Source organism: Niveispirillum sp. SYP-B3756, from assembly GCF_009495745.1.
Taxonomy (GTDB): domain Bacteria; phylum Pseudomonadota; class Alphaproteobacteria; order Azospirillales; family Azospirillaceae; genus Niveispirillum.
The window spans coordinates 127690-151365 of sequence record NZ_WIDQ01000006.1 but is presented as its reverse complement, the minus strand read 5'-3'; the positions used below and the strand labels follow the sequence as shown (position 1 = coordinate 151365).

At 62.8% G+C, this 23676-nt stretch carries 21 protein-coding genes; 11 read left to right on the top strand and 10 right to left on the bottom strand.

Annotated features, from left to right (window positions below; all coding sequences use genetic code 11):
* Window positions 1-2: 2 nt before the first annotated feature.
* Together GE253_RS14285 and GE253_RS14280 are read right to left on the bottom strand one after the other, a co-directional pair.
* Complete coding sequence (locus tag GE253_RS14285; protein ID WP_153204794.1) at window positions 3-632, bottom strand: flavin reductase family protein; 630 nt, start codon at window positions 630-632, stop codon at window positions 3-5.
* A gap of 3 nt (window positions 633-635) precedes the next feature.
* Window positions 636-1568: a carbon-nitrogen hydrolase family protein gene (locus GE253_RS14280; protein ID WP_153204793.1), complete on the bottom strand. Its 933-nt coding sequence runs from the start codon at window positions 1566-1568 to the stop codon at window positions 636-638.
* Between the two features lie 121 nt (window positions 1569-1689).
* Between GE253_RS14280 and GE253_RS14275 the strand changes: the two genes are divergently transcribed.
* The 3 genes from GE253_RS14275 to GE253_RS14265 all read left to right on the top strand — a co-directional run bounded on the left by GE253_RS14275 (window position 1690) and on the right by GE253_RS14265 (window position 4496).
* Entirely contained in the window at window positions 1690-2817 is a 1128-nt protein-coding gene (locus GE253_RS14275; RefSeq protein WP_153204792.1) for a cupin domain-containing protein, read from the top strand.
* A 20-nt stretch (window positions 2818-2837) separates the two neighbouring features.
* A complete protein-coding gene (locus tag GE253_RS14270; RefSeq protein WP_153204791.1) occupies window positions 2838-3749 on the top strand; it encodes a fumarylacetoacetate hydrolase family protein in 912 nt (303 codons plus the stop codon).
* Window positions 3750-3956: 207 nt separating this feature from the next.
* Window positions 3957-4496, top strand: coding sequence for a thioesterase family protein (locus GE253_RS14265; protein WP_153204790.1), 540 nt, complete (start codon window positions 3957-3959; stop codon window positions 4494-4496).
* Window positions 4497-4554: 58 nt separating this feature from the next.
* Here the strand turns inward: GE253_RS14265 and GE253_RS14260 are convergent, their stop codons facing one another.
* Window positions 4555-6513: a multicopper oxidase family protein gene (locus tag GE253_RS14260; protein ID WP_173012642.1), complete on the bottom strand. Its 1959-nt coding sequence runs from the start codon at window positions 6511-6513 to the stop codon at window positions 4555-4557.
* A 122-nt stretch (window positions 6514-6635) separates the two neighbouring features.
* Window positions 6636-7319 (bottom strand): DUF502 domain-containing protein, encoded by a 684-nt coding sequence (locus tag GE253_RS14255; RefSeq protein WP_348770858.1) that lies wholly within the window; start codon window positions 7317-7319, stop codon window positions 6636-6638.
* 105 nt (window positions 7320-7424) lie between these two features.
* Between GE253_RS14255 and GE253_RS14250 the strand changes: the two genes are divergently transcribed.
* On the top strand, window positions 7425-8123 hold the full coding sequence (locus GE253_RS14250) for a Crp/Fnr family transcriptional regulator (protein ID WP_348770857.1): 699 nt from the start codon (window positions 7425-7427) through the stop codon (window positions 8121-8123).
* Window positions 8124-8367: 244 nt separating this feature from the next.
* On the opposite strand, the gene GE253_RS14245 is transcribed toward GE253_RS14250, so the two are convergent.
* The 3 genes from GE253_RS14245 to GE253_RS14235 are packed head-to-tail and all read right to left on the bottom strand — an operon-like array spanning window position 8368 to window position 9476.
* Window positions 8368-8577 carry a hypothetical protein gene (locus GE253_RS14245; RefSeq protein ID WP_153204787.1) on the bottom strand — a complete coding sequence of 70 codons (210 nt, stop codon included), beginning with the start codon at window positions 8575-8577 and terminating at the stop codon, window positions 8368-8370.
* Window positions 8578-8597: 20 nt separating this feature from the next.
* Window positions 8598-8915 (bottom strand): flagellar motor switch protein FliN, encoded by a 318-nt coding sequence (gene fliN / locus GE253_RS14240; RefSeq protein ID WP_089289826.1) that lies wholly within the window; start codon window positions 8913-8915, stop codon window positions 8598-8600.
* A gap of 6 nt (window positions 8916-8921) precedes the next feature.
* Window positions 8922-9476, bottom strand: a complete 555-nt coding sequence (locus tag GE253_RS14235) for a mismatch-specific DNA-glycosylase (RefSeq protein WP_153204786.1) — start codon at window positions 9474-9476, stop codon at window positions 8922-8924.
* Window positions 9477-9643: 167 nt separating this feature from the next.
* Here GE253_RS14235 and flgF point away from each other — a divergent pair, with 167 nt between their 5' ends.
* Genes flgF through flgH form a run of 4 tightly spaced genes read left to right on the top strand, consistent with a single transcriptional unit; the run spans window position 9644 to window position 12971 of the window.
* Window positions 9644-10366, top strand: coding sequence for a flagellar basal-body rod protein FlgF (gene flgF, locus GE253_RS14230; protein ID WP_153204785.1), 723 nt, complete (start codon window positions 9644-9646; stop codon window positions 10364-10366).
* Window positions 10367-10380: 14 nt separating this feature from the next.
* Complete coding sequence (gene flgG / locus GE253_RS14225; RefSeq protein ID WP_153204784.1) at window positions 10381-11166, top strand: flagellar basal-body rod protein FlgG; 786 nt, start codon at window positions 10381-10383, stop codon at window positions 11164-11166.
* A gap of 30 nt (window positions 11167-11196) precedes the next feature.
* A complete protein-coding gene (flgA, locus tag GE253_RS14220; protein WP_153204783.1) occupies window positions 11197-12192 on the top strand; it encodes a flagellar basal body P-ring formation chaperone FlgA in 996 nt (331 codons plus the stop codon).
* Between the two features lie 11 nt (window positions 12193-12203).
* On the top strand, window positions 12204-12971 hold the full coding sequence (gene flgH, locus GE253_RS14215; RefSeq protein WP_153204782.1) for a flagellar basal body L-ring protein FlgH: 768 nt from the start codon (window positions 12204-12206) through the stop codon (window positions 12969-12971).
* A 125-nt stretch (window positions 12972-13096) separates the two neighbouring features.
* Here the strand turns inward: flgH and GE253_RS14210 are convergent, their stop codons facing one another.
* On the bottom strand, window positions 13097-14662 hold the full coding sequence (locus tag GE253_RS14210; RefSeq protein ID WP_153204781.1) for a family 43 glycosylhydrolase: 1566 nt from the start codon (window positions 14660-14662) through the stop codon (window positions 13097-13099).
* Window positions 14663-14834: 172 nt separating this feature from the next.
* Between GE253_RS14210 and GE253_RS14205 the strand changes: the two genes are divergently transcribed.
* The 3 genes from GE253_RS14205 (at window position 14835) to GE253_RS14195 (ending at window position 19624) form a co-directional block, all read left to right on the top strand.
* Window positions 14835-17582: a DUF5695 domain-containing protein gene (locus GE253_RS14205; protein WP_211101464.1), complete on the top strand. Its 2748-nt coding sequence runs from the start codon at window positions 14835-14837 to the stop codon at window positions 17580-17582.
* Between the two features lie 65 nt (window positions 17583-17647).
* Window positions 17648-18556: a dihydrodipicolinate synthase family protein gene (locus GE253_RS14200; RefSeq protein ID WP_153204780.1), complete on the top strand. Its 909-nt coding sequence runs from the start codon at window positions 17648-17650 to the stop codon at window positions 18554-18556.
* 69 nt (window positions 18557-18625) lie between these two features.
* Complete coding sequence (locus GE253_RS14195) at window positions 18626-19624, top strand: 4-hydroxyproline epimerase (RefSeq protein WP_153204779.1); 999 nt, start codon at window positions 18626-18628, stop codon at window positions 19622-19624.
* Between the two features lie 257 nt (window positions 19625-19881).
* On the opposite strand, the gene GE253_RS14190 is transcribed toward GE253_RS14195, so the two are convergent.
* Together GE253_RS14190 and GE253_RS14185 are read right to left on the bottom strand one after the other, a co-directional pair.
* A complete protein-coding gene (locus GE253_RS14190) occupies window positions 19882-22236 on the bottom strand; it encodes a glycoside hydrolase family 127 protein (protein WP_153204778.1) in 2355 nt (784 codons plus the stop codon).
* Window positions 22237-22240: 4 nt separating this feature from the next.
* Window positions 22241-23659 carry an amino acid permease gene (locus tag GE253_RS14185; protein WP_153204777.1) on the bottom strand — a complete coding sequence of 473 codons (1419 nt, stop codon included), beginning with the start codon at window positions 23657-23659 and terminating at the stop codon, window positions 22241-22243.
* Window positions 23660-23676 lie beyond the last annotated feature (17 nt).

Below are 23676 nucleotides of genomic sequence, written 5' to 3'. Positions count from 1 at the left end.
CGTCACGCCTGCCGATCCACCCATTCCGCATAGCTCGGCCGGGAGAGCTGGAACAGGTCGGTGCAGCGCGTATACCAGCCGGCCCCATGCATCCGCGCCACCAGCGCCATGGCCAGCGTGTCGACATGCAGGCGCTGGGCGTCGACCAGTTCATCGCGGATATGGAAGCGCAGCACCTGCCCCAGCACCACGGTGGACAGGCCGGCATCGACCGACTGGAACAACCGGCATTCCATCGCCACCGGGGCTGACGTGATGCGCGGCGGGGTGATGGCGGTGGATTGGGTGACGGCGATGCCGGCCTGCGCCAGCTCGTCAAACTCCGGCGGGGCGTCGATGCAGGTGAAATTCATCGCCGCCGCGTCCGCCTCCCCGACCAGATTGACCACGAACTCCCCCGTATCCAGGATGTTCCGGGCGCTGTCTTTGTAGCTGCCATCCGGGCGGCGCATCAGCCCGATGGCCACCAGCGGCGGCTCCGACCCCATCATGTTGAAAAAGCTGTAAGGGGCGGCATTGCGGATGCCGTCGCTGGAACAGGTGGTCAGCCAGGCGATAGGGCGCGGCGTGATGGCCGCACTCATCAGCTTATAGCGATCCGCCGCCACCATCTCTGCAAAATCGAAATCCATGATCTATCCTTGGCGCTTCACTGCCTGCTGGGGTGCCGTATTGACATTCAGGGTGAAGATGTCGGGCCGTGCGTAATGGCCAACGACATCGAAATCATATTTACCGCGCACCACCTCATCTGGATCGATATCGGCATAAAGGATGGTTTCCCCGTCGAAGCAGGGCCCTGCCAGCACGGCCCCCAGCGGGGCCACGATCATCGATCCACCACGCAACAGCACGGTTTCCGGATCATCCCCCAGCGCACAGTCATAATCGGCCGGATAGGCCCCGCGCGTGATGTACTGGCAGGCGGACAGCACGAAGCAGCGGCCCTCCAGCGCGATGTGCCGCATGGTGGAAGCCCAGCTGTCGCGGTCATCGGCGGTGGGGGCGCAATACAGCGTGATGCCCTGGTCATACATCGCCATGCGCAGCATCGGCATGTAATTTTCCCAGCAGATCACCGCCCCGATGCGGCCCAGTGACGTCTCAATCACCGGCAGGGTTGATCCATCGCCGAATCCCCAGATCAGCCGTTCTGCCCCGGTCGGCATCAGCTTGCGATGTTTGGCGACCAGCCCCTTGGCCCCGTCGAAGAACAGGGCCGTGCAATAGACGGTACCGCCATCACGCTCAATGACGCCGATGACGACAAAAGTATCGGATTCTCGCACCGCCTCAGCCAACAGTTCGACCTCCGGCCCGTCCAGAGCGATGGCCGCCGCGTGGTAGCGGCGATAATCCTCCCGCCCCTGTGGCTTGCGCATCCCGACCGGGGTACCGAACGACGCCCCCTTGGGATAACCACCGAGAAAGGCTTCCGGGAACACGATCAGCCGGGCCCCCTGGGCCGCCGCCTCCCGGACCAGGGTGGCCGCCTTGCCGGCAGAGGCCAGCGCATCCTGTGGCAAAGCTGCGGCCTGCACGACGGCGGCACGAAATGGTGGGGCCATCCTTAGAAACCTCCCAAAACTGGGGTGCCAGCACGGCACCAATTATCTGCACCCAAGATACTTGCATCATCATCCGAGGCAAGATATTTTATGCCTATAATAATTTCCGCGGGAGGGTTTCATGGCGCAGGCCAACTACGACCAGTATCGCGAGGATGTCATCGGCCGCGCCAATGTCGCCGACACACCCGAACTGGTGGCCTATTACCGGCGGCTGTCCACCCTGGGGACAGGCGCGCTCTGGACCGTCGCCAACAAGATCGAGCCCTGGCAGCCGCACTCATCCTCGGTGCCGATGCTGTGGCGCTATCGTGATTTGCGCGAGGATGTGCTGAAGGCACTGGATCTGGTGACGCCGGAACAGGCGGGCCGGCGCGTGATCTATCTGGAGAATAAGGGCCGTTCCGATGTAGTGGCCGCCGTCGGCTGGCTTTATTCCGGCCTGCAGGTGATGAAGCCGGGCGAATGCGCCTCCAGCCATCGGCACAGCGCATCCGCCCTGCGCTTCATCATGGAAGGCAGCGGCGCCTTCACCAATGTCGATGGTCACAAGATGACCCTGGGCGCCAATGATTTCGTGCTGACGCCCAACGGGACGTGGCACGAACATGGCGTGTCGGCGGACGGTTCGATCTGCATCTGGCAGGACGGTCTGGACATTCCACTGATGAACGCGCTGGACGCCAATTTCTATGAGGTGCATCCGGACCTGCAGCAGGCCATCGCCTATCCGGTCAATGACAGCCTGGCCATGTGGGCAGGGTCCGGCTTGCGCCCGGCGGGCCAGCACTGGACCAAGCCCTATTCGCCGCTGCTGAAATATGAATGGGCACCGACATACGAGGCGCTGCAGCGCTATGCCCGCGTCACCGATGGCTCGCCCTTTGACGGGATCATCATGGATTATGTGAACCCGAACACGGGCGGGCCGGTGATGCAGACCATCGGCGCCACCATGCAGATGCTGCGTCCGGGGGAGCATACCAAGGCCCATCGCCAGACCGGCAGTTTCGTTTACCAGTGCGCCAAGGGGCGGGGCTGGTCAGTGATCAATGGCCAGCGTTTTGACTGGCAGGAACGCGACATCTTCGTCGTGCCGGCCTGGATGTATCACGAACATGCCAACGCATCGGCCACAGAGGATGCCTGCCTGTTCAGCTTCCATGACCTGCCGGTGATGCGCGCCCTCGGACTCTATCGTGAAGAGGCCCTGGCCGATAATGGCGGCCATCAGCCTGTTTTCAGCTAATCAACCCCAAAGGAAGTTCGATGCGTCTCGTAACCTACCGCGCTGATGTGGAATCGGCGGCGCGCCTGGGCGCCCTGGCCGGCGATCTGGTGATCGATCTGGCCCGTTTCGGCAGCGTCAAGGGTGTGCCGTTCCCCGCCACCATGCTGGAATTCATCGATCTGGGGCCGCAGGCCGTGGCGATTGCCAGCCGGCTGATTGCCGAATGCGGGGACATCTTCCCGCTGGGCACGGCCGTGCCGCTGGCCAATGTCAAACTGCTGGCCCCCATCCCGCGCCCGCGCAAGAACATTTTCGGCATCGGCTTGAACTATACCGAGCATGTGGCCGAAAGCGCCAAGTCGCTGGACACCGCCCCCGACCTGCCGCGCCAGCCGGTGATCTTTTCCAAGCCGCCGACCAGCGTGATCGGGCCGGGGGAGCCGATCCTGCATGACAAGGCCATCACCCAGCAATTGGACTGGGAAGTGGAGCTGGCGGCCATCATCGGCACCCGCGCCAAGGGCGTTTCCCGCGCCGACGCGCTGCGCTACGTCTTCGGCTATACGGTCTGCATTGATATGAGCGCGCGTGATTGCCGCCGCGCCGGTCAGTGGATCTATTCCAAGGGCCAGGACAGCTATTGCCCGATGGGGCCGGTGGTCGTCACCGCCGATGAAATCCCCGATCCGCAGACGCTGGATCTGTGGCTGACCGTCAACGGCGTGGAAAAGCAGCGCAGCAATACCGCCTTCATGCTGTTCAAGGTGGATGAGCTGGTGGCCGATATCAGCAAGGGCATCACCCTGGAACCCGGCGACATCATTGCCACCGGCACGCCGGCGGGTGTGGGGGCGGGCCGGTCGCCGCAGGAATGGCTGTGGCCCGGTGATATTGTCGTCGCCACGGTGGAAGGCATCGGCACCCTGCGCCACCCGGTCGTCGCCCGATAACAGACTTACCCTTTCAAGGCCTTTGGGGCCTCCCACCCCGTCTCTCCCAGCCTGAAAGGGTGCGCGGGCGGTGATCCGAAGATCGCCGCCCGTTTTTTTTGCCGATACCGCACATCATCAGCGCGCCACAACAGCCCCTGGTGCAGAGCGTCTTGACGCAGAGCCGCACACTGCCACACTCCATCCCCGGCAGGTCAGGGGAGCCCGATGAATCTATTTTTGCGTCTTTTGCGTGTGGTGCTGGCGGCCCTGTTGTGGCGCAAGGGGTTAGCGCCACTGGATGTGTCGGTCGTGAGATTCCGGGTCTGGATCAATGATCTGGACACCAACCTGCATATGAATAATGGCCGTTACTTCACCGTGGCCGATCTGGGCCGGGTCGATCTGATGATCCGCAGCGGTATGCTGCGCCTGATTCTGCGGCGGAAATGGATGCCGGTGCTGGGCGGGGCCACCATCCGCTTTCGCCGTGAATTGAAGCCCCTCCAACCCTATCGGCTGAAAACCCGCGTGCTGTGCTGGGAAGGCAAATGGATATTCCTGGAACATGTGTTTGAAACCATGAGCGGCGATATCGCCGCCGCCATCGTGGTGAAGGCCGTGTTCCTGGAAAAAGGCCGGTCGATTGACACGACTGAATTGATGCACGCCATGGGGCTCGATATCCCCTCTCCGCCCATGCCACCGGATATTGAGGCGTGGCAGCATACCGAACGCGCCATCAGCAACCGCGCTAAGGAAGGGTAATAAAAAAGGGGCGCCGGTTGCCCGACGCCCCCTGTCATCCCGGTGATAGCCAGTTGGATCAGTGATTATGACCCATCGGCTGGGCACCACCCTGCCCGTCCGGCAGGACGATCTGCACATTCTGCATCATGCCCTGGTCTTCATGATCCAGAATATGGCAGTGCAGCACATATTGACCGATATAACGGCTGTAACGGGTACGGATGGTGACAATGGCATCCTGATTGACCATGATCGTGTCTTTCCAGGTGCCCTTCATGCCCTCATAGACCTGCTTGCTGGCATCGCTCAACCCCACCTTGGGGTCAGCGGGCTGGATATCCACGATCTGGAACGGGTTGACGTGGATATGGAACGGATGGTTCACGCTGATGGTGCGCAACTGCCATTGCTGGGCGTTGCCCAGGATCAACGTGTGATCCATGCGATTGGGATCATAGGCGTGCTGATTGATGAGGAACTTGGTCGGCGGTACCTTGAATTCCAGATTGAAGGCGATATCCACCTGCGGCTGACCGGAAATCTTGATTTCCTCATCCGTAACGTCGCGGTGCGGGATATATTTCGTCAGCCGCAGGTCATTGCGCAGGTCCGCCTTTACAACCTCCCGCACATCGGATGGCAGATCATCGGCCGCCCGCAGCAGTTGCTCGGTCAGGAATTCCTTCTGGGTTCCCTTGATGGCACCACCGGCAGCATGGATGACGCCGATCACCTTGGGGTTGTCAGGGGAATTCATCACCTGATCCGTGCCGCTGGCATCATCATAGACGCAATATTCACCCGGCTCCGGCAGGACGAACAGCACATCGCTGCGATATCCCGGCTGCAGGTTATTGTCCGTCTTGGCGAAAATCTGGCCACGGGTCAGCCCGTCTGTTGCCACTTCGAACTGGGTAACATCAGTGCCAGCGCAGGCCTTCCGCACTTCCGCTTCCTCCGCCTTCGCCCCGGCGGCCAGCCGGTTCAGGGCGCCCGGATTGCTGGACTTGCGGATACGCAGGTTGACCGTTTCCTCCACGCCGGCATCAATCAGGCGCCAGCGATAAAGCTGGCCCGAATTCAGCTTCATTTCCGGCCGTACCTGGGCATTGAACATGGTGTAACGGCCGGATTTCTTCCAGGCCTTGGGATCGAACTGGGCGTCGAAATCCTCCACCACGCCCACTTCACCCTTGTTACAGGTCCAGATGGCGTCTTCAGTCTTCGCGTTGCCCTTGGCGTCAACCAGACAGGCATAGGGGATTTGCTGGATCAGCATCACCTCTTTGGTGATGTCGCCATCCGGGGCAAAGCCCTTCAGCAGCGTATCCAGATCGCCATTGCTGGCCATCGTGGGGGGACGCTTGCCTTCAATCAACAAGGCCCCCGCCATGCCGCTGCCCACCTGAATGGCGGTGGAACCATGGGTGTGCGGATGATACCAGAAGGTGCCGGCCGGATGATCGGCCGGCACATTATATTCATACTGGAAATCCACCCCCGGCTTGATCGACAGCAACACGTTGTCGCTGTTGCCCGTGGGGGAAATCCACAGCCCGTGGCTGTGCATGTTGGTGGTATTGAAACAGTGGGGAATATTGGTGTTGCCGGTGGCCCCGCACAGCGGCTCAGGCTTCAGCTTGTTCTGCAGGGTGAGGCGCACTGTCTGGCCCGGCAGCATCTTGATGGTCGGGGCCGGGAAGGTTCCGTCATAGGCGCGCAGACGCACCTTGTCGTAACTGCCGGTGGCCGGGTTGAAAATCTCTCCGTCGCTCAGCACGATGGGCAGGACATAATGCAGCTCCTTGCCTGCCTCCACCGCCTTTCCCAGAGCCCGGGCGGTGAACTGGTTGAAACCAGCCTGCACATCCCCTTCCGCCGTCGATGTCAGCCCCTCTTCCGCCCGCAACACCGGCGGCGGGGCAAAGTCCGGCACCGCAGTTGCCTTCTGCCCCTGAGCCGGCATGGCCAGACCGACGGCAGAGAGGCAGACAGCCCCCGCCAATCGCCAGGACAGTCCCACTGATCCGCGCATTTTTTCGTCCCCCATTCAACGAAGAATGGTAAGATATATGACCCAGTACGCCTGACAGGACAATAAAATTGAACGCTTGACGGGTAAATATATGCAGGAAACGCAACCTTTCCTCTATGGGGTCAATTCCCCATCTCCCGATCCGGCGGGGTCACCAGCCCGCCGGAGACCACCATTTTCAGCCCCTCCTCCACACTCATGCTCAGCGGCACCAGTTGGCTGCGCGGTACGAACATCAGATAGCCCGACGTCGGGTTGGGCGTGGTAGGCACGAAGACATTCACCACCTCCTCATCCGTCAGGCGCTGCACCTCTCCCTTGGTGGTGCCGGTGATAAAGGCAATGGACCAGGTTTCCTTGCGTGGAAACTCCACCAGCACCACCTCCCGGAAGGCATCGGATTGCTGGGCCAGCACGGTTTCGAAAATCTGCTTGGTGGCGCTGTAGATGCCACGCACCACCGGCATCCGCGCCACCAGCGCTTCACCCAGCCGCACCAGCAGCCGGCCGGCGAACCCGGCAGACGTCATCCCGACCAGCACCAGGAAGACCAGCAGGATCAGCAGCCCCAGACCGGGTACGCTGAAGGGCAGATAATGATCCGGGTGATATGTTGCCGGCAGCACCCCATCCACCAGCCGGTCGATTCCATCAATGACCAGCCAGGCCAGATAAAAGGTGATGGAAATCGGTGCTGTCACCAGGATGCCGGTGAACAGATAGGCCTTCAGCCGGGCCCCCAAGGTCAGGTGAAAGGCCCATCTGACGGCTTTCTCGGCCCCAGGCCTTGTATTACGCTCTGTCACCCCAACCTCCTTGCAAAATCATCGGCCTGTCGAAACCGTAGCGGTTTGCGGCAGACGGGCCTAGATGTACTCTGTTTGAACCCATTTGCAGACGGAACTCCCCCCGTGAGCGAAGCCCATAGCGCCAATCTGGACCGCATCGACCTGTTGCAGTCGCTCAGTGCCGACGAACGCGTCAGCCTGGCCCGCCAGTGCAGCTGGCGGCATTTTCACCCGCATGAACAGATTGTGGACCGTTCATCGGACAGCCGCGATGTTTGTTTCATCGTGGAAGGTCGGGTCCAGGTGGTGAACTACTCCCTCTCTGGCCGGGAAATCACCTTCGACGATATCGAGGCCGGGGGCTATCTGGGCGAATTATCGGCCATCGACAGCGGGCCGCGCTCCGCCTCCATCGTGGCGCTGACCGAAACGCTGGTGGCCTTCATGTCGCCGCGCCTGTTTCTGGAAACGGTCACCAGCCATCCGGCCGTGGCCACGGCGGTGATGCGGCGGCTGGCCCATATTGTCCGTTCCTCCACCAGCCGGATCATGGATCTCTCCACCTTGGGTGCCAATAACCGGGTCCATGCGGAGTTGCTACGCCTGGCCAAGGCCGGGCTGAAGCCGGGCAACAAGGCGGAAATCACCCCGGTGCCGATCCATTCCGACATTGCCAGCCGCGTCTCCACCACGCGGGAGACCGTGGCGCGGGTGATGAGCGATCTGGGGCGCGACAATATCGTTATCCGGCAGGGGAACAGCCTGCTCATTGCCGACTTCGCCCGGCTGGAGGAGATGGTAGAGGAAGTGCGCGGCGATTGAGCCCAAGCCCGCAGATGCGGGCACCCGGGCTGAGGGAGATGGGCATTAGCCGAAAAAATTAGAGTGTGGTGCTTATGACACGCTTTTTGCCCTTTTAAAGCCCGGCGGGATTTGCTATATAAAAGTGGCTTGACCGTTGCAGAAGAGCCACGGTTAGGACTTTACCTCCTTATGAGGCTCCCTTCATCTCTGGCCGGCTGCCACCCCGCAGCCGGCTTTCTTTTTGGGCCGATGCCGACCGCGCTCAATCTTCCCGGTCGATGGACGCGACGACATAGCCCTGCTCCATCGGATATCGCTGATGGATGCGCAGCCGCGCCTGTTCCGGGTTGTCGGCGGTAATGTCGAAATAATGGATATCGGCCCAATCATCACTCAGCTGGCGATGTCGCTCCCCATCCGCCAGCTTGGCGCGGACCTGGGCATTGTAGACGCCGATGGAATAGCGGGGCATGGCACACCTGCCGCAAGGGATCAGTTATTGATGCGGGCGAATTCCCGGAAGGTGACGGCGATCTTGTCTTCCACAATGGTCACCTCTCCGCGCGCCACCATGCGGCCGGACACCACAATGTCGGACAGGTCGTCGATCTTGCGGTCCAGTTCCACGATAGCGCCACGCCCCAGCTTCAACAGGTCGCGCACCCGGATGACGGAGGTGCCGAGCACGACGCTCATCTCCACCTCGGTGTCATAGACGGCGGAAATCTCCGCCGCTTCCGGCACCATCTTGACGCTGCCGCCCCCGGCCATCTCGCCGAACATTGCGTCGATATCATCCTGATCCGCCATGCTGGATCACCCTTGCTGCTGGATGGTCATGGAAGGCGATGCTAGCACGGCCCCGCCCCTTCGTGCAGCGACAAAGGCCGCCGCCTGCCGCCAGGGTTCGATATTGAACCAGCGCCGCGCCTGACCAGAGGGGGAGGTCAGCACGAACAGCGCCATCCCCTCCCAATCGGCCGGCTGCCGGCCCCAGGGAATGTCCCGCCCGGCCCCGATGGCCGCCAGGAAGATGGCGGCCCCATGCTTGCTGGTGAAAGCAATCCCGCCGGGCCGATACTGGCGCATCTTGGCCATGAAGCCCGGCACATCATAGGCATCGGGTGACAGATCGGCATCATTGCCGATTTCCGTCTTGTTCAGATCGGTCAGCCCCAGGCCCAGATCGTTGAGGCGGGGAAAGTCAGCGGCACGCAGCGGCGCCGGCAATAACCCCACCTCCCACAGGCTGGGCCAGAACCGGTTGCCAGGATTGGCATAATAGGCCCCGCGCGCGGCGGAGATGCGCGACGGGGCCGTTCCGCAGAAAACGAGGTCAAGGCCGGGGCGAAGCAGGTCGGGCAAGATCATGGGCGCCACTTTGCCCCGCCAGGGGCCAGGGCGCAAGCCCGGCACTTATTGCCCATGCCCGCGACGCTCCGGTAAAAAACGGCGGAATTGCTGGGTTGGCACACCGATTGCTTATCATTCTGCAACCACGGGCCTTGCCGCCCATCGATGTTGCCGAGGGTAAGACGATGGAAAATTCACTCTACATCACGCTGTCCCGCCAGGAAGCCCTGCGCCGGCAGATGGAAGTGATTTCCAACAATGTCGCCAACATGAACACGACGGGTTTCAAGTCGCAGCGGATGCTGTTCCTGGAATATCTGGAGCGGCCGAACCGCGAAGGCGACCGGATGAGCTTCGTGCAGGATTACGGCCTGCTGCGCAACACCGAGGCCGGTCCGCTTTCCATCACCAACAACCAACTGGATCTGGCCCTGCGCGGCGAAGGCTACTTCACCGTGGAGACGCTGTCCGGCCCCCGCTACACCCGTGGCGGTGCCTTTCAGTTGAATGCCAACCGCGAGATTGTGGACCGCGCCGGCCTGCCGCTGCTGGGTGAGAACAATCAGCGCATCACCATCCCCGCCACAGCCGGCCAGATCGAAATCCAGGGCGATGGCACGGTGAAGACCGAACAGGGCGTGGCCGGCAAGCTGAAAGTGGTGAATTTTGAAGATGAACAGAAGCTTATGGAACTGGGCGGCGGGCTTTACAGCACCGATCAGGACGAAATCCGGATCGAACAGCCGCAGGTGACCCAGGGTGCTCTGGAAAGCTCCAACGTGCAGAGCGTGGTGGAGATGACGCAGATGATCGACGTCATCCGCACCTATCAGAATGTCCAGAAGATGATCGATACCGAGCATGAACGGATCCGCACCGCGATCCGTCAGTTGGCCCGGGCTCAGTAAGAAGGAACGGAAGAATGCGCAGCCTCTCCATCGGCGCCACCGGAATGCTGGCCCAGCAGTTGAATGTGGAAACCATCTCCAACAACATCGCCAACATGACGACCACTGGCTATAAGCGCCAGCGGGCGGAATTCCAGGATCTGCTGTACCAGAACCAGCGCCGCGTCGGTTCCACCTCGTCTGATGCCGGCACCGTGGTGCCCTCGGGCATCCAGGTCGGTACCGGTGTGAAGGCCGCCGCCATCTACCGCATCAACGAACAGGGCAATATCAGCCCCACCGGCAATACGCTGGATCTGGCCATCAACGGCCAGGGCTATTTCCAGGTAACCCTGCCCAATGGCGATACCGCCTATACCCGCGCCGGTTCCCTGCAACTGAACGCCCAGGGCACCATCGTCACCGGTGATGGCTATCAGGTGGTCCCAGGCATCGTGATCCCGCAGAACACCGTGGATATCACCGTCAACCCGAATGGCGAAGTGCTGGCCAAGCTGGATGGTCAGGTGGCGCCGCAGAATGTCGGCCAGATCCAGATCGCCAGCTTCCCCAATACAGCTGGCCTGGAAGCCATCGGCGACAATCTGTTGATGGAAACCCCGGCCTCAGGCCAGGCGATCGCCGGCAACCCGGGTGCCCCCGGCTTTGGCCGCATCACCCAGGGCGCGGTGGAGACCTCCAACGTCAATATCGTGGCAGAAATTACCCAGCTGATCACCGCCCAGCGCGCCTATGAAATGAATTCCCGCGTCATCTCCACCACCGACCAGATGATGCAGTCGGTCAGCCAGCTGCGCTGATCCGGGTTATCGTTAAGAAGGACCATCGCCATGCGCCGCCTAGCCGCCATCCTGATCGCCGCCACGCTGCTGACCGCCCCTTCGGCCGGTGCTGCCGCCCTGAAGCCGAACGGCGTGGTCAGCGCCCAGCAGGTGGTGCTGAGCGACCTGTTCGATGGATTGCCGCCGGAACAGGCGGCCCGCGTGGTGACCAACGCCCCTGCCCCCGGCGGCACGCTGACCCTGGATACGGCGACCTTGCTGCGCATTGCTACCGCCAATGGCGTAGCCTGGCGGCCGGTGGGGCTGGGCGAAATGGTCCAGTTGAAGCGGGAGGCGGTGCAAATCCCGCAGGTCACCATTCAGGATGGGCTGCGTGACGCCCTGGTGCAGCAGGCCGGCACCAGCGCCAATGTCGATATCTTACTGGATAACCGTTCCCTGGCGCTGTTTTTGCCGGTCGGCAGCGATACGTCCGTGCGGGTGGAAAATCTTGCCTACGATCCGGTGCGCGGTCGCTTGACCGCCGATCTCATCGCCCCGGCCACCGGACCGCAACTGTTGCGCCAGACGGTCAGCGGCCGCGCCATCGATATGGTGGAACTGCCGGTGCTGAACCGCCGGCTGGCGCCGGGCGAAGTGGTGGGGGACAGCGACCTCAGCTATCTCAACATGCCGCGCGATCGCGTGGTGGCAGGTGCCATCACCAGCGCCGGGGAACTGGTGGGCAAAAGCCTGCGCCGCGCCGTGGCCCCCAACCAGCCGGTCAATGGCCGCGATGTGCGCGAACCGGTGGTGGTGGTGAAGGGGCAGGTCGTCACCATCTTGCTGCAATCGGGTTCCATGCAGTTGAGCGCCCAGGGCAAAGCCTTGAGCGACGGGGCGCAGGGCGAGTTGGTACGGATTGTGAATAGCTCCAGCAGCAGGGTGATCGAGGCAACGGTGGCTGGTCCCAATCTGGTGACCGTCCGCCCCGCCGCCCAGATCGCCGCCGCCCAACAAGCCGCTGCCCGGATCGCCGCCAACCCCGCGCGACCGAGCCGCTAAGGAGAACCGAAATGTCTGCCGCCCGTCCGTTTCTGCGTACCGCCACCACCCTCACCACCCTGATCCTGGGCGCCAGTATGCTGACCGCCTGCGGCACGGCCGACCGGCTGGCCAATGTCGGCAAGGAGCCGGCCTTCTCCTCCATCGAGGATCCCTCGCGCCGCCCGAATTATCAGCCGGTGCGGCTGCCGATGCCGGAAGCGCCGGTGGTGGAACGGCGGGCTAACTCCCTGTGGCGGGCGGGTTCACGGGCCTTCTTCAAGGATCAGCGCGCCGCCCGCGTCGGCGACATCCTGACCGTCAATATCCAGATCAACGACAAAGCGCAGATGCAAAACCAGACCACCCGCGCCCGTACCGGTACAGAAACCATGGGGCTGCCCAACCTGTTCGGTCTGGAAGCCAGCACCAATAGTATCCTGCCCAACACAGTCAACGCCTCCAGCCTGCTCAGCACCAACAGCGCCAGCAACAGTGTCGGCAATGGCCAGATCCAGCGCCAGGAGCAGATCAACCTGCAGGTCGCGGCCCTGATCGTGCAGATTTTGCCCAACGGCAATATGGTGGTACAGGGCAAGCAGGAAGTGCGGGTGAATTACGAAATGCGGGAATTGACCCTGAACGGCATCATCCGGCCGGAAGACATCACCTCCGCCAACACCATCTCCTATGAAAAAATTGCCGAGGCACGGATTTCCTATGGCGGCAAGGGCCAGGTCAGCGACCTGCAGCAGCCGCGCTGGGGTCAGCAGGTGATCGACATCATCAATCCCTTCTAAATGGCCCTGGCAGGGCGATCGATAGTTGTCGTTCATGCCCTGCCCTGAAGGGGGCCTTGGGGGTTTCATGTGAACCGCCAGCCGGGAGGCCTATGCGCTCGCCTGGAATTGAGAGGGGAAGGCCATCAAGGGCCACAGGCAGGGGCTGGGTTGACCGGCTGCGCCGCCGGCGCATTCTCCTGCGGGGCCAGCGCTTCCCATTCCTGCACACCAATGGCGACCGGCGCCGCCGGTCCGCCAGAGGCAGTGAAAACGGCCCGCAGGCAACGGGTGGTCAGGGGGGAGAACCGCACCGCCTGCCCCCCCGTTGCCTGCGTGCCATAGGCGGAGCCGACCGGCGCCACCCGCTGCCAGCCCCCCTGGCCCCAAACTTCCAAGTGCCAGGCCGCCGGGGGCGCCATGCCCTGGACGGCATCCGTCGCCGGATCAGCGACGAACCAGATCCGGCTGCCATCCAGGGTCACCGGTGTCCTCCAGCGATACTCGATCCAGGCCTGGGCGGGATTGTTGCCGGTGCCGCTGCCCCACATGTCGGGCGGCAGGGGGGCGGGCCGGACGATCCCGTCATTCAGCGCCTTGATCCAATATCGCACCGGCAGCGGCAGGTTGGAGGCCGTCGCCGTGGCCGCCCCGGCAATATTGCGGCTGGGCGGTGGTGGGGCTTGGGGCGCACGGGTGGGCTGGACCGGCAGGATGGCTGCCGGGTTCACGCTGTCATCCCATTCCAGCCGGTCCAGCGCCACGGAGCGGCGGAAATGCCCGCCGCCCCTGGCATCTGCCGTGTGATAGGCCAGATACCATTGCCCCTTGAACATCACCGCCCCCGCATGGGAGGTGGTGGAAGAAACCGGGCGGAGCACGACCCCGCGATAGGTCCAGGGCCCCAGCGGTGACGGCGCCGTGCCATAGGCCTGACAGGCATGGTACAAGGTGGGGGTGCAGGGGCTGTCCGGTCCGGCATTGTTGCCGGCATAAAGCAGATAATAGATACCCTTGCGCTTCATGATCCAGGGCGCCTCGAAAAAGCCGGTCAGCGTGTCGATCACCTGTTGCGGCCCCTTTGGCGTCACCATGTCGGCCGCCAGTTCCATGGCACGCAGCCGCCCGAACGTGCCCCAATAGATGAAGATGCGACCATCATCATCGACCAGCACCGTCGGATCGATATTCTGGATGCGGTTGGGCACCGGCACCTGTTGGGAGATGATGGGGCCGGCAGGATGGGCGTCCAGCCATGGGCCCATCGGGCTTTCCGCCACGGCCACCCCGATGGCGAACCGATCATCCGCTCCACCATCGCGCTGCAAAACCGGCGCGTAGAGATAGAAGCGGCCATCCCGCCCCTGCACAATCTGCCCGGCATAGGCGCGGCCCGGTTCCGCCCAGGCGAAAACCGTCTCTGGCCGGGCAATGGCGGGGTAATGGGTCCAGAGCCCTGAGGCCGGGTCACTGGTGCTGAGCAACTGCCATTCATTCATGATGAAATCATTGATATCAGCCGGCGCCTCATCCCGACCGGCCAGGATATAAAGCGTGTCCCCCACCACCAGCGGTGCCGGGTCCGTCGAATAATAGCGGCCATCGGACAGGATCGGGTTGCCGGCCGCCTTTACGGCCTGCGTGGCCGCAGGCGCAGGGGTGGAAAATTCCGTCAGTGCCAGCAGCACCAGGCAGGAAACCAGCCACTTCATCGTCCCACGCCCCCGATTATCGGGCGATTACGCCCTGTTAGCCTGAAGATTTTATATCGTATAATATTTATTGCGTCACGCCCCCATCAACGGTAGCTTTTTTTCCAGGACCAAAAGACCGACGCGCGGGAGGCGGCCCCGGCCCGCCCTTCCCCCCACAATGAGAGGCAGTATGAAGCCCGCACGCCTGTTTGCCGCCGCCCTGCTGGCCGGTACTTTCATCGCCGCCCTTCCCGCCCCCTCCTCTGCACAGGCCAAGCCACAGCAACAGGAAAAGCCGGTCTATCGGCCGGTGGCCACCAGCGATCATGTCGTCGGCCGTTTCCAGCTTGCCCTGCGGCGGGATACGCAGACACTGGCCAGGCTGTCACCTTTGTCGGAACCGGGTTTCAGCTTCGTGCCCACCGCCCGCCTGCCGGAACGGGCGGGCGACGGATACAACCATCTGGGCGATTTGAACCTGCGGTTACGGCAGGCCGGTGGGGAATGGCGGGATTTCGCGTCTGCCCAAACGCGCAAACCCATCCGGGCGCTGGCCGCCGGGGGCGATGTGATCGCGGCAGCCGATATCAGCGCCAGCATGGGCAACGGCATTCCGCTGGCGGTGGAGCGGCGCTGGCTGAATGAGGGCGGCACCCCCGCCCTGGTCTTCCGCCTGACCAACACATCCACTCAGCCGGTGGAGATCGGCGCGCTGGGAATGCCGATGGTGTTCGACAATATCCTCACCGGCCGCTCCCTGGAGGAGGCGCACGCCCAGGCCAGTTTCGTCGATCCCTATATCGGGCGGGATGCCGGCTATCTCCAGGTCACCAGGCTGAATGGCCATGGCCCGGCCTTGCTGGTGCTGCCGCGCCCCGGCACGCCGCTGGAAGCCTATAGCCCCTTGAAAAACCCGAAAGAAGCGGCCGGCTCCCTCTTTGCCGATAAAAGCCCGCGCGGCCAGACGTCGGAAGGGTTCTACGACTGGATGGTGCATTCCGCCGGCATGGCGGAACGGGAATGGCGTCAGGCCGGCGAACAATGGAACCGCCCCACCAGCCGCACCCTGGCACCGGGTGAGGTGATGGAAGTCGGGGTCCGGCTGGTGGAGGCCCCCAGCATTCGCGCCATTGAGGATGTGCTGGCGGCACAGGGTCGGCCGGTGGCGGTGGGCATTCCGGGCTATGTGCTGCCCACCGACCAGCGCGGCACCCTGTTCGTGAAGGCCCCCAGCCCGATCAAAGCGATGGAGAGCGAACCGGAAGGCGCCCTGCTGGCCAGCCGCGACGGGGAGGTGAATGGCTGGACCCGCCTGTCCCTGCAGGCCAAGGGCTGGGGTCAGGTCCGCCTGACGCTGACCTATGAAGATGGGCAAAAACAGACCGTCAGCTATTTCCTGACCAAACCGCTGGCCCAGGTGATGGCCGATCTGGGCCGTTTTTCCACCAGCCAGCAATGGTATGAAGGCAAGGGCGACCCGTTCGGCCGCTCCCCCGCCATTCTGACCTATGACAAGGAAGCCGGGAAGATCGTCGATATCGAACCGCGCGTCTGGATCGCCGGGATGAGCGACGAAGGCGGGGGCGGCAGTTGGGTGGCCGCCACCCTGAAACAGTTGGACAATCCCGATCCGGCCGAGGTGGCCAGGATCGAACAGTTGGTCAATGAGACAGTGCTGGGCGACCTGCAGGTCGCCGAGGGGCCACAGGCGGGCGCCGTGAAGAAAAGCCTGTTCTATTATGACCCTTCTCGCTTCCCCGGCCTGTACAAGAACCCGGAGCAATGGCGAAGCTGGACCTCCTGGGACAAGAAGGGGGCCGGCGATCTGGGCCGTTCCTATAATTACCCGCATGTGGCGCTGGGTCACTGGGTGCTGTATCGCACCGCGCGCAATCATCCAGGCCTGGTAAAGCAGCATGACGCCGCCTTCTATCTGCGCTGGGCCTGGCGCACCATCGTCGCCATGATGCGCGACGCGCCGCATTATGCCGAGTTTGGCCAGATGGAAGGCGATGCCTTCGTCGATATCCTGCGCGATCTGCGGCGCGAAGGCATGGCCGAAGAAGCCGCCACCCTGGAACGGCTGATGAAGGGGCGCGCCGATCACTGGAAATCGCTGAAATATCCGTTCGGTTCTGAAATGCCGTGGGATTCCACGGGGCAACCAGAGGTCTATGCCTGGATGCGCTATTTCGGCCATGCCAAACAGGCGGATATCACCCGCGAAGTGATCCTGGGCTATGATCCCACCCTGCCCAGTTGGGGCTATAACGGCAATGCCCGCCGCTATTGGGATTTCCTCTATGGCGGCAAATATGCCCGGGTGGAGCGGCAGATTCACCATTATGGCTCCACCCTGAACGCCGTGCCGCTGTTCGATGCCTATCGGCGTGACCCGGCTGATTTCTATCTGCTGCGGGTTGCCTATGGCGGGTTGCTGGGCGGCATCACCAATATCGATCAGGACGGCTTCTCGTCGGCCGCCTTCCATGCCTGGCCGGACATGATGAAATGGGATCCCTATAGCGGGGATTACGGCATGGGCTTCTTTGGCCATGCCTATGCCACGGCCTCCTATCTGGTCAATCACCCTACCTTTGGTTGGCTGGGCTTTGGTGGCGATATCAGCCAATCGGGGGAGGAGATCATCATCACGCCCAAGGACAGCGCCCGCAGCCGGCTCTATATCGCACCCGCCGGCCAATGGATCACGCTGGAGGCGGGCAAGATCGCCGGCGCCACCTATCACCCCGCCAGCGGCCAGATCACCTTGACCCTGGACCCGGCCACACCCCATACGCCAGTCGCACGGCTCTATCTGGAGGCGATGACACCGACGGCCAAACGGCTGACCGTGCCAGGGGCAACACTGGAGCGGGAGGGCTATAGCCTCCCACTGGGTGAGACGCCGCTGACGCTGCGCCTCACTGCTCCCTGATCATTCCGCTTGGCAAAGCGGGAATTTATATAGTATACGATTGTCAATTCAACGGAGGATTTAAGATGGCGGAGCTTACGTGGCGTGGTGTTTACCCTGCGGCGACCACGCAGTTTGCGGAAGATTTGTCGATTGATCATGACGCGACAGCCGGTGTCCAGGATGCGCTGATCCGCGATGGTGTGGATGGCTTGATCCTGCTGGGCACCTGCGGCGAGAATAACTCGCTAGAGCCCGACGAGAAGCGGGCGGTACTGGCCCGGGCGCGTGAGAATGTGGCCGGCCGGGTGCCGGTGGTGACCGGCGTGTCGGAACTGACCACAACACGGGCCGTCGCCTTTGCCCGCGATGCGGAGGCGCTGGGCGTCGACGGGCTGATGCTGCTGCCCGCCATGGTCTATGTGCCGACCGAAGAAGAGCTGTACACCCATTTCAAGGCGGTGGCGGCGGCGACCAGCCTGCCGATCATGCTCTATAACAACCCGCCGGCCTATCGCGTCTCCATCTCCGCCCGCGTGCTGGAAAAGCTGGCCGATATTCCCAACATCGTCGCGGTCAAGGAAAGCGCCCCCGATCCGCGCCGCTTCACCGACCTGATCAATATCTTCGGCGACCGCTATGTGCTGATGGCCGGGCTGGATGATGTGGCGCTGGAAGGCATGATCCTGGGTGCCCATGGCTGGGTGTCCGGCCTGACCAGCGCCTTCCCGCAGGAATCGGTGGCCCTGGTCGCCGCCCTGCAACGCGGCGATATTGAAGAGGCCCGGCGCATCTATCGCTGGTTCATGCCCCTGTTGCATCTGGATGCCGAGCATGATCTCGTCCAGTCCATCAAGCTGGCTGAACAGATCATGGGCCGTGGCTCCGAACGCGTCCGCCTGCCCCGCCTGCCGCTCGCCGGTGAGCGTCGCAAACAGGTCATCGACATGGTCGAAAAAGCCGCCGCCACACGGCCCATCGGGCCGAAGAAGTAAAGACCAAGCCGTCGGATGCCGCCGCCCGGCGCCTGAGGGAAAACGTTAATATCAAGCTGGAGTGCCATCATGCGTCACACGTTTTTCTGTATTGATGGTCATACGGCGGGTAATCCGGTCCGGCTGGTGGCGGGCGGGGCGCCGCTGCTGCGCGGCAACTCCATGGCGGAGCGGCGGCAGGATTTCCTGGAACGATTCGACTGGATCCGTACCGGGCTCTGCTTTGAACCGCGCGGCCATGACATGATGTCCGGCGGCTTCCTTTATCCGCCCACCCAGGCGGATACGGATGTCGGCATCCTGTTCATCGAAACCAGCGGCTGCCTGCCCATGTGCGGGCATGGCACCATCGGCATGATCACCTTTGGCCTGGAAAATGGCCTGATTCTGCCGCGCGTGCCGGGCCGCCTGAAGGTGGAGGTGCCGGCCGGCATCATCGATATCGAGTATGGCCAGGAAGGCGACCGAGTGCGCTGGGTGCGCATCCGCAACGTCGCCGCCTATGTCGCGGCCACCGGGATCGAGATTGAGGTACCGGGCTTTGGCCCCTTGCGGGTCGATGTCTCCTATGGCGGCAATTTCTACGCCATTGTGGAGCCGCAGGGGCCCTATACGGGGCTGGATGATCTGGGCGCCAGCCGCATTGTTGAGCTGTCGCGCAGCATCCGCACCCTGATGCGGCAGAAGGTGGAGCCGGTGCATCCGCTGGATGAGCGTATCCGCGGCGTCACCCACGTATTGTGGGCCGACAAGCCGCGCGGCGACGGGGCCGATGGGCGCAATGCCGTATTCTATGGTGAACGCGCCATCGACCGCAGCCCCTGCGGCACCGGCACCTCGGCGCGGCTGGCGCATCTGGTGCATCAGGGCCGGCTGCGGGTGGGCGACCAGTTCGTGCATGAAAGCTATATTGGCAGCCGGTTCATCGGCAAGGTGGAAGCCTTGACCGAGCTGGGCGGCCAGCCGGCAATTATCCCCTCCATCCAGGGCAGTGCGGTTTCAACCGGTCACAACACCATCTGGATTGATCAGGAAGATACGTTCTGGAAGGGCTTCACCGTGGTGTGAGTGTGTGTCTGGAATATTTTATTCATTATCAATGTCTTACTGTATCCTCTCCGTCACCCCGGCGAAGGCCGGGGTCCAGGTTCGTAGAGCAAGGTGCCTGTGATTCTGGACCCCGGCCTTCGCCGGGGTGACGGAGATACAGACAGTCAAATTGTGTAAGATATTGAAACGGCATGAAATTTTTCGGACAGGCACGAAGCCCCCACCCCTTCCTCAAGAAAAGCCCGGCCGGGGATCGCCCCCGACCGGGCTTTTTCTTATCCGGCCTTGGCCGTGAACAGGCGCACCCCGAAGGAGGGGCCGGCGGAGCTGCCGGTTTCGGGTTCGAAGCGCACGCGGATCTTCTGCTTGCCGCGCGTCAGTTCTTCGGGGATCGGATAGTCGCGGTCGAAGAATTCGCCGGGCTTCTCTGCTTTCAACTCCTCCTTCACGATGGGGGTGCCATCGATCAGGATGGAGAATTTGCGGCCGCGCTCCTCCCCCCAATAGGTGGATTGCAGGAATAACGGCCCCGGCCGCGTCTTCAAGCTGAATTCGAAATAGCCGCCGGAGCGGGCATCGCGCCCATTGCGGCCGCGATAGACCACGGGATAGGAGATTTTGGCATCCAGATCATGGTCACGTTCGGCCTGCATCTCCCCCAGATGCATCAGGTCGGCGGAACGGTCCTGCAAGTCCTGCAGGCGGGCCTGTTCGGCCTGGAAGCGCTGTTGTTCCACCTGCCATTCGGCATCGGTGAAGCGCTTGAAATAGACGGCCGTGTTGCGTTCATGCTGGAAGGTGAAGGGGCGCAGGGTCAGGTCACCCGGCCGCACGATGCCATCACTCTTGAACACGGCTGGCTCCCCCGTCGGGTGCAGGCGGGCCAGCAGATCGCTGCCCACCAGCACCGGGGCCAGGCCCTTCCATTTCTCGGTCGCCGGTCCCAGATCGCCCGCCAGCACCATCGGCCCGTAAAGCAGGGCCACCGTGTTGGGATCATCCACTGTCGCTTCGATGCGCAACTGGCGCGGCAGGGTCAGGCGGATCACGTCGCCGGTCTGGCGCGGGCCGGCAATGCGGATATAGCCATCGCGCGGCGTGGCATCGGCGGGCTGGCCATTCAGGCTGACCGTCGCCCCCTGGCACCAGCCGGGCACGCGCAGCGACAGCGCGCCCTTGCCCACCGCCCGGGTGACGGTCAACACCACCTCATCCCCGAACGGATATTGGGTTTCCAGCCGCAGGCCCGGCGTCTCCCGCCCGGCCGCCAGGGTGCTGGGGATATAGAGATTGACCGTCACATCCCCGCTGCCATGCCAATAGATGGATTCGCCATGCTTGGAATGGCTTTCCATGCCGCTGCCGACACAGCACCAGAAATCATCGAAGGGGGTGGAGAATTCGCGGTGCGTGCCGGACATCAGCGGCACCATATAGGCGAACATCCCCGTCTTCGGGTTCTGGTGCGCCATGATATGGTTCAGGTGGGCGCGTTCGTAATAATCGAAGTAACGTGCCTCCGGCATCCCGGCATAAAGATGCCGGGTCAGTTTCAGCATGTTGTAGCTGTTGCAGGATTCACAGGTCTGTTCGGTGATGTGCTTGGAAATGGAGCGCGGGGCCTGGAAATATTCCCGGTCGGCATTGCCGCCGATGACATAGGAATAATCCCGCGTCACCGTCTCCCAGAAGAAGCTTGCGGCCTTGCCATGCCGTTCCGCCCCGGTGATTTCATGCAGCCGGGCCAGCCCGATCAGCTTGGGAATTTGCGTGTTGGCATGGATATTGGGCAGGCAGTCGATGCCCTGGCTCAGCGGTTCCAGCACCTTGCGGTGATAAATCTTTTCCGCCAGGGCCAGCCAGCGGCGGTTGCCGGTGCGCACATAGAGTTCAGCGAAACTTTCATTGATGCCGCCATGTTCGCAATCCAGCACCTTCTGGATTTGCGCGTCATCCAGCCCGGCAAAGACCCCCTCAATATAGGCGGCCAGCTTTTCGGCAATGGGAATGCCCTTGTGCAGGCCGCAATAGCGGTCGGCATCCAGGATACCGGCGAACATCTTGTGCCAGGTATAAAGCGGTACCCAGCAGCCATTGAGATCGAAGCCACGGGACTGAATCTCGCCCCGGCGTACCTCGTCAAACACCAGCTTGCCATGTTCGATCTTGTCACCCTTCTTGCGGGTGAAGCCGGCGACGAAACCATCGGCATCCTGGGCCTGACACAAGGCCAGCTCATCCAGGATATAGGAGAGGCGGCGCTGGCACTCCCCATCACCGGTCTGGGCATACATCAGGGCCAGGGCGGTCATGTAGTGGCCCAAACTGTGGCCGGCGATGGTGTCGCTTTCCCAGCCGCCGTAAACCTGCCCCTTGGGCTCCAGCCCGGCCTGGGTGCGGAAATTATGCAGCAGCCGATCCGGTTCCAGCTTGTGCAGATAGGCGCGGTTCGCCTCCACCGCCGTCAGATAGGGCGAGGGCAGCAGACGCACGGATTCCAGCGGCAGCGGCACCAGCTTGGGTTTCAACACGCCGGCAAACGGGGCCGCCAGCGCGGGCTTGCTGCCCAGCAGCAGGGCGGCCGGTGCCGCCCCCAGCAACAGGCGGCGGGAGAGAGGGTGCGCGGACATGGGCTCAGTTCCCTTCAGCTTGGGCCAGCAGGCTGCGGCGGCGGCCATAGGCAAAGTAAATGGCAAGGCCGATCAGATTCCAGATGGCGAAGCGGATCAGCGTGCCCATAGGCAAGCTGATCATGAAATAAAGGCAGCCGATGACAGCCAATGGGGCCACCAGCCAGACGGCCGGGCAGCGGAACAGGCGCGGCAGATCCGGCCGGGTGCGGCGCAGTACCATCACGCAGACGGAAACGGCGATGAAGGCGGTCAGCGTGCCGGCGTTGGACAGTTCGGCAATCTGGTCCAGGCGGAAAAAGCCGGCCACGATGGACACGAAGGCCCCGACGATCAGGGTCAGTTTCACCGGCCCGCGCCGCTGTGCATCCAGCCGGCTGAGGCTGCGGGGCAGCAGCCCGTCGCGGGCCATCACGAAGAACACGCGGGTCTGGCCAAACATCATCACCAGGATGACCGATGGCAAGGCAATGATGGCGGCAGCCCCAATGCCAAACGCTGCCCCCGGATGGCCCAGCCCGCGCAAAATGAAGGCCAGCGGTTCCCCACTGGCGGCGAATTCGGCGAAGGGCCAGGCCCCCACGGCACAGGCGGCGACCAGCATATAGATGACGGTGCAGATGACCATGGAACCGATAATGCCGATGGTCAGGTCACGCGTCGGGTTCTTCACCTCTTCGGCCGAAGTGGAAACGGCATCGAAACCGAAAAAGGCGAAGAAGACGATGGCGGCGGCCGCCATCACGCCACGCACATGCCCATCCACTGTGTGGGACGTGAAGCCATAGGGCATGAAGGGCGTGTAATTCTCCGGCACCACCGCCGGGGCAGCCAGCCCGACAAACACGGCGAGCGCCACGAGCTTGATTGCCACCAGCACAATATTCAGCGTCGCACTCTCCCGCGCGCCACGGGCCAGCAGGGCGGTGACGGCCAGCGTGATCAACACGGCAGGCAGGTTGACGATACCGCCAGCATGGGGGCCGGCAATCATCCAGGCCGGCAGGTGGATACCCGCCGCCTGCAACAGCCCGACCGCATAACCAGACCAGCCGACGGCGACGGCCGCACAGGTGACGGCATATTCCAGCACCAGGCTCCACCCGACCAGCCAGCCCAGCACCTCCCCAAGCACCGAATAGGTGTAGGTGTAGGCGCTGCCGGCGGCGGGCACCAGGGTGGCCATCTCCGTATAGGTCAGGGCGGCGAAGACACAGAGGATGCCGCAGGCGGCAAAGGCCAGCACCACCGCCGGCCCGGCCCGTTCCGCCCCGATCCCGGTCAGGGTATAGATGCCGGTGCCGATGATGGCACCAATGCCCAAAGCCACCAGATGCGGCCAGCTCAAGGTGCGCTGCAGCCGCTGATCATGATGCACGCTATGCTGTGCATCCAGCGGTTTGCGCCGTCCGAAGAAACCCATTCACCCGCTCCTGTTCT

Bases quoted from the DNA above. Each gene is read 5' to 3' on its own strand.
- GE253_RS14185 (WP_153204777.1), bottom strand. From the start codon at position 23,659: ATGGGTTTCTTCGGACGGCGCAAACCGCTGGATGCACAGCATAGCGTG.
- flgG (WP_153204784.1), top strand. From the start codon at position 10,381: ATGCGCAGCCTCTCCATCGGCGCCACCGGAATGCTGGCCCAGCAGTTG.
- GE253_RS14200 (WP_153204780.1), top strand. From the start codon at position 17,648: ATGGCGGAGCTTACGTGGCGTGGTGTTTACCCTGCGGCGACCACGCAG.
- GE253_RS14195 (WP_153204779.1), top strand. From the start codon at position 18,626: ATGCGTCACACGTTTTTCTGTATTGATGGTCATACGGCGGGTAATCCG.
- GE253_RS14270 (WP_153204791.1), top strand. From the start codon at position 2,838: ATGCGTCTCGTAACCTACCGCGCTGATGTGGAATCGGCGGCGCGCCTG.
- GE253_RS14265 (WP_153204790.1), top strand. From the start codon at position 3,957: ATGAATCTATTTTTGCGTCTTTTGCGTGTGGTGCTGGCGGCCCTGTTG.
- GE253_RS14280 (WP_153204793.1), bottom strand. From the start codon at position 1,568: ATGGCCCCACCATTTCGTGCCGCCGTCGTGCAGGCCGCAGCTTTGCCA.
- GE253_RS14260 (WP_173012642.1), bottom strand. From the start codon at position 6,513: ATGCGCGGATCAGTGGGACTGTCCTGGCGATTGGCGGGGGCTGTCTGC.
- GE253_RS14205 (WP_211101464.1), top strand. From the start codon at position 14,835: ATGAAGCCCGCACGCCTGTTTGCCGCCGCCCTGCTGGCCGGTACTTTC.
- GE253_RS14190 (WP_153204778.1), bottom strand. From the start codon at position 22,236: ATGTCCGCGCACCCTCTCTCCCGCCGCCTGTTGCTGGGGGCGGCACCG.
- GE253_RS14210 (WP_153204781.1), bottom strand. From the start codon at position 14,662: ATGAAGTGGCTGGTTTCCTGCCTGGTGCTGCTGGCACTGACGGAATTT.
- GE253_RS14245 (WP_153204787.1), bottom strand. From the start codon at position 8,577: ATGCCCCGCTATTCCATCGGCGTCTACAATGCCCAGGTCCGCGCCAAG.
- flgA (WP_153204783.1), top strand. From the start codon at position 11,197: ATGCGCCGCCTAGCCGCCATCCTGATCGCCGCCACGCTGCTGACCGCC.
- GE253_RS14235 (WP_153204786.1), bottom strand. From the start codon at position 9,476: ATGATCTTGCCCGACCTGCTTCGCCCCGGCCTTGACCTCGTTTTCTGC.
- flgH (WP_153204782.1), top strand. From the start codon at position 12,204: ATGTCTGCCGCCCGTCCGTTTCTGCGTACCGCCACCACCCTCACCACC.
- GE253_RS14285 (WP_153204794.1), bottom strand. From the start codon at position 632: ATGGATTTCGATTTTGCAGAGATGGTGGCGGCGGATCGCTATAAGCTG.
- flgF (WP_153204785.1), top strand. From the start codon at position 9,644: ATGGAAAATTCACTCTACATCACGCTGTCCCGCCAGGAAGCCCTGCGC.
- fliN (WP_089289826.1), bottom strand. From the start codon at position 8,915: ATGGCGGATCAGGATGATATCGACGCAATGTTCGGCGAGATGGCCGGG.
- GE253_RS14275 (WP_153204792.1), top strand. From the start codon at position 1,690: ATGGCGCAGGCCAACTACGACCAGTATCGCGAGGATGTCATCGGCCGC.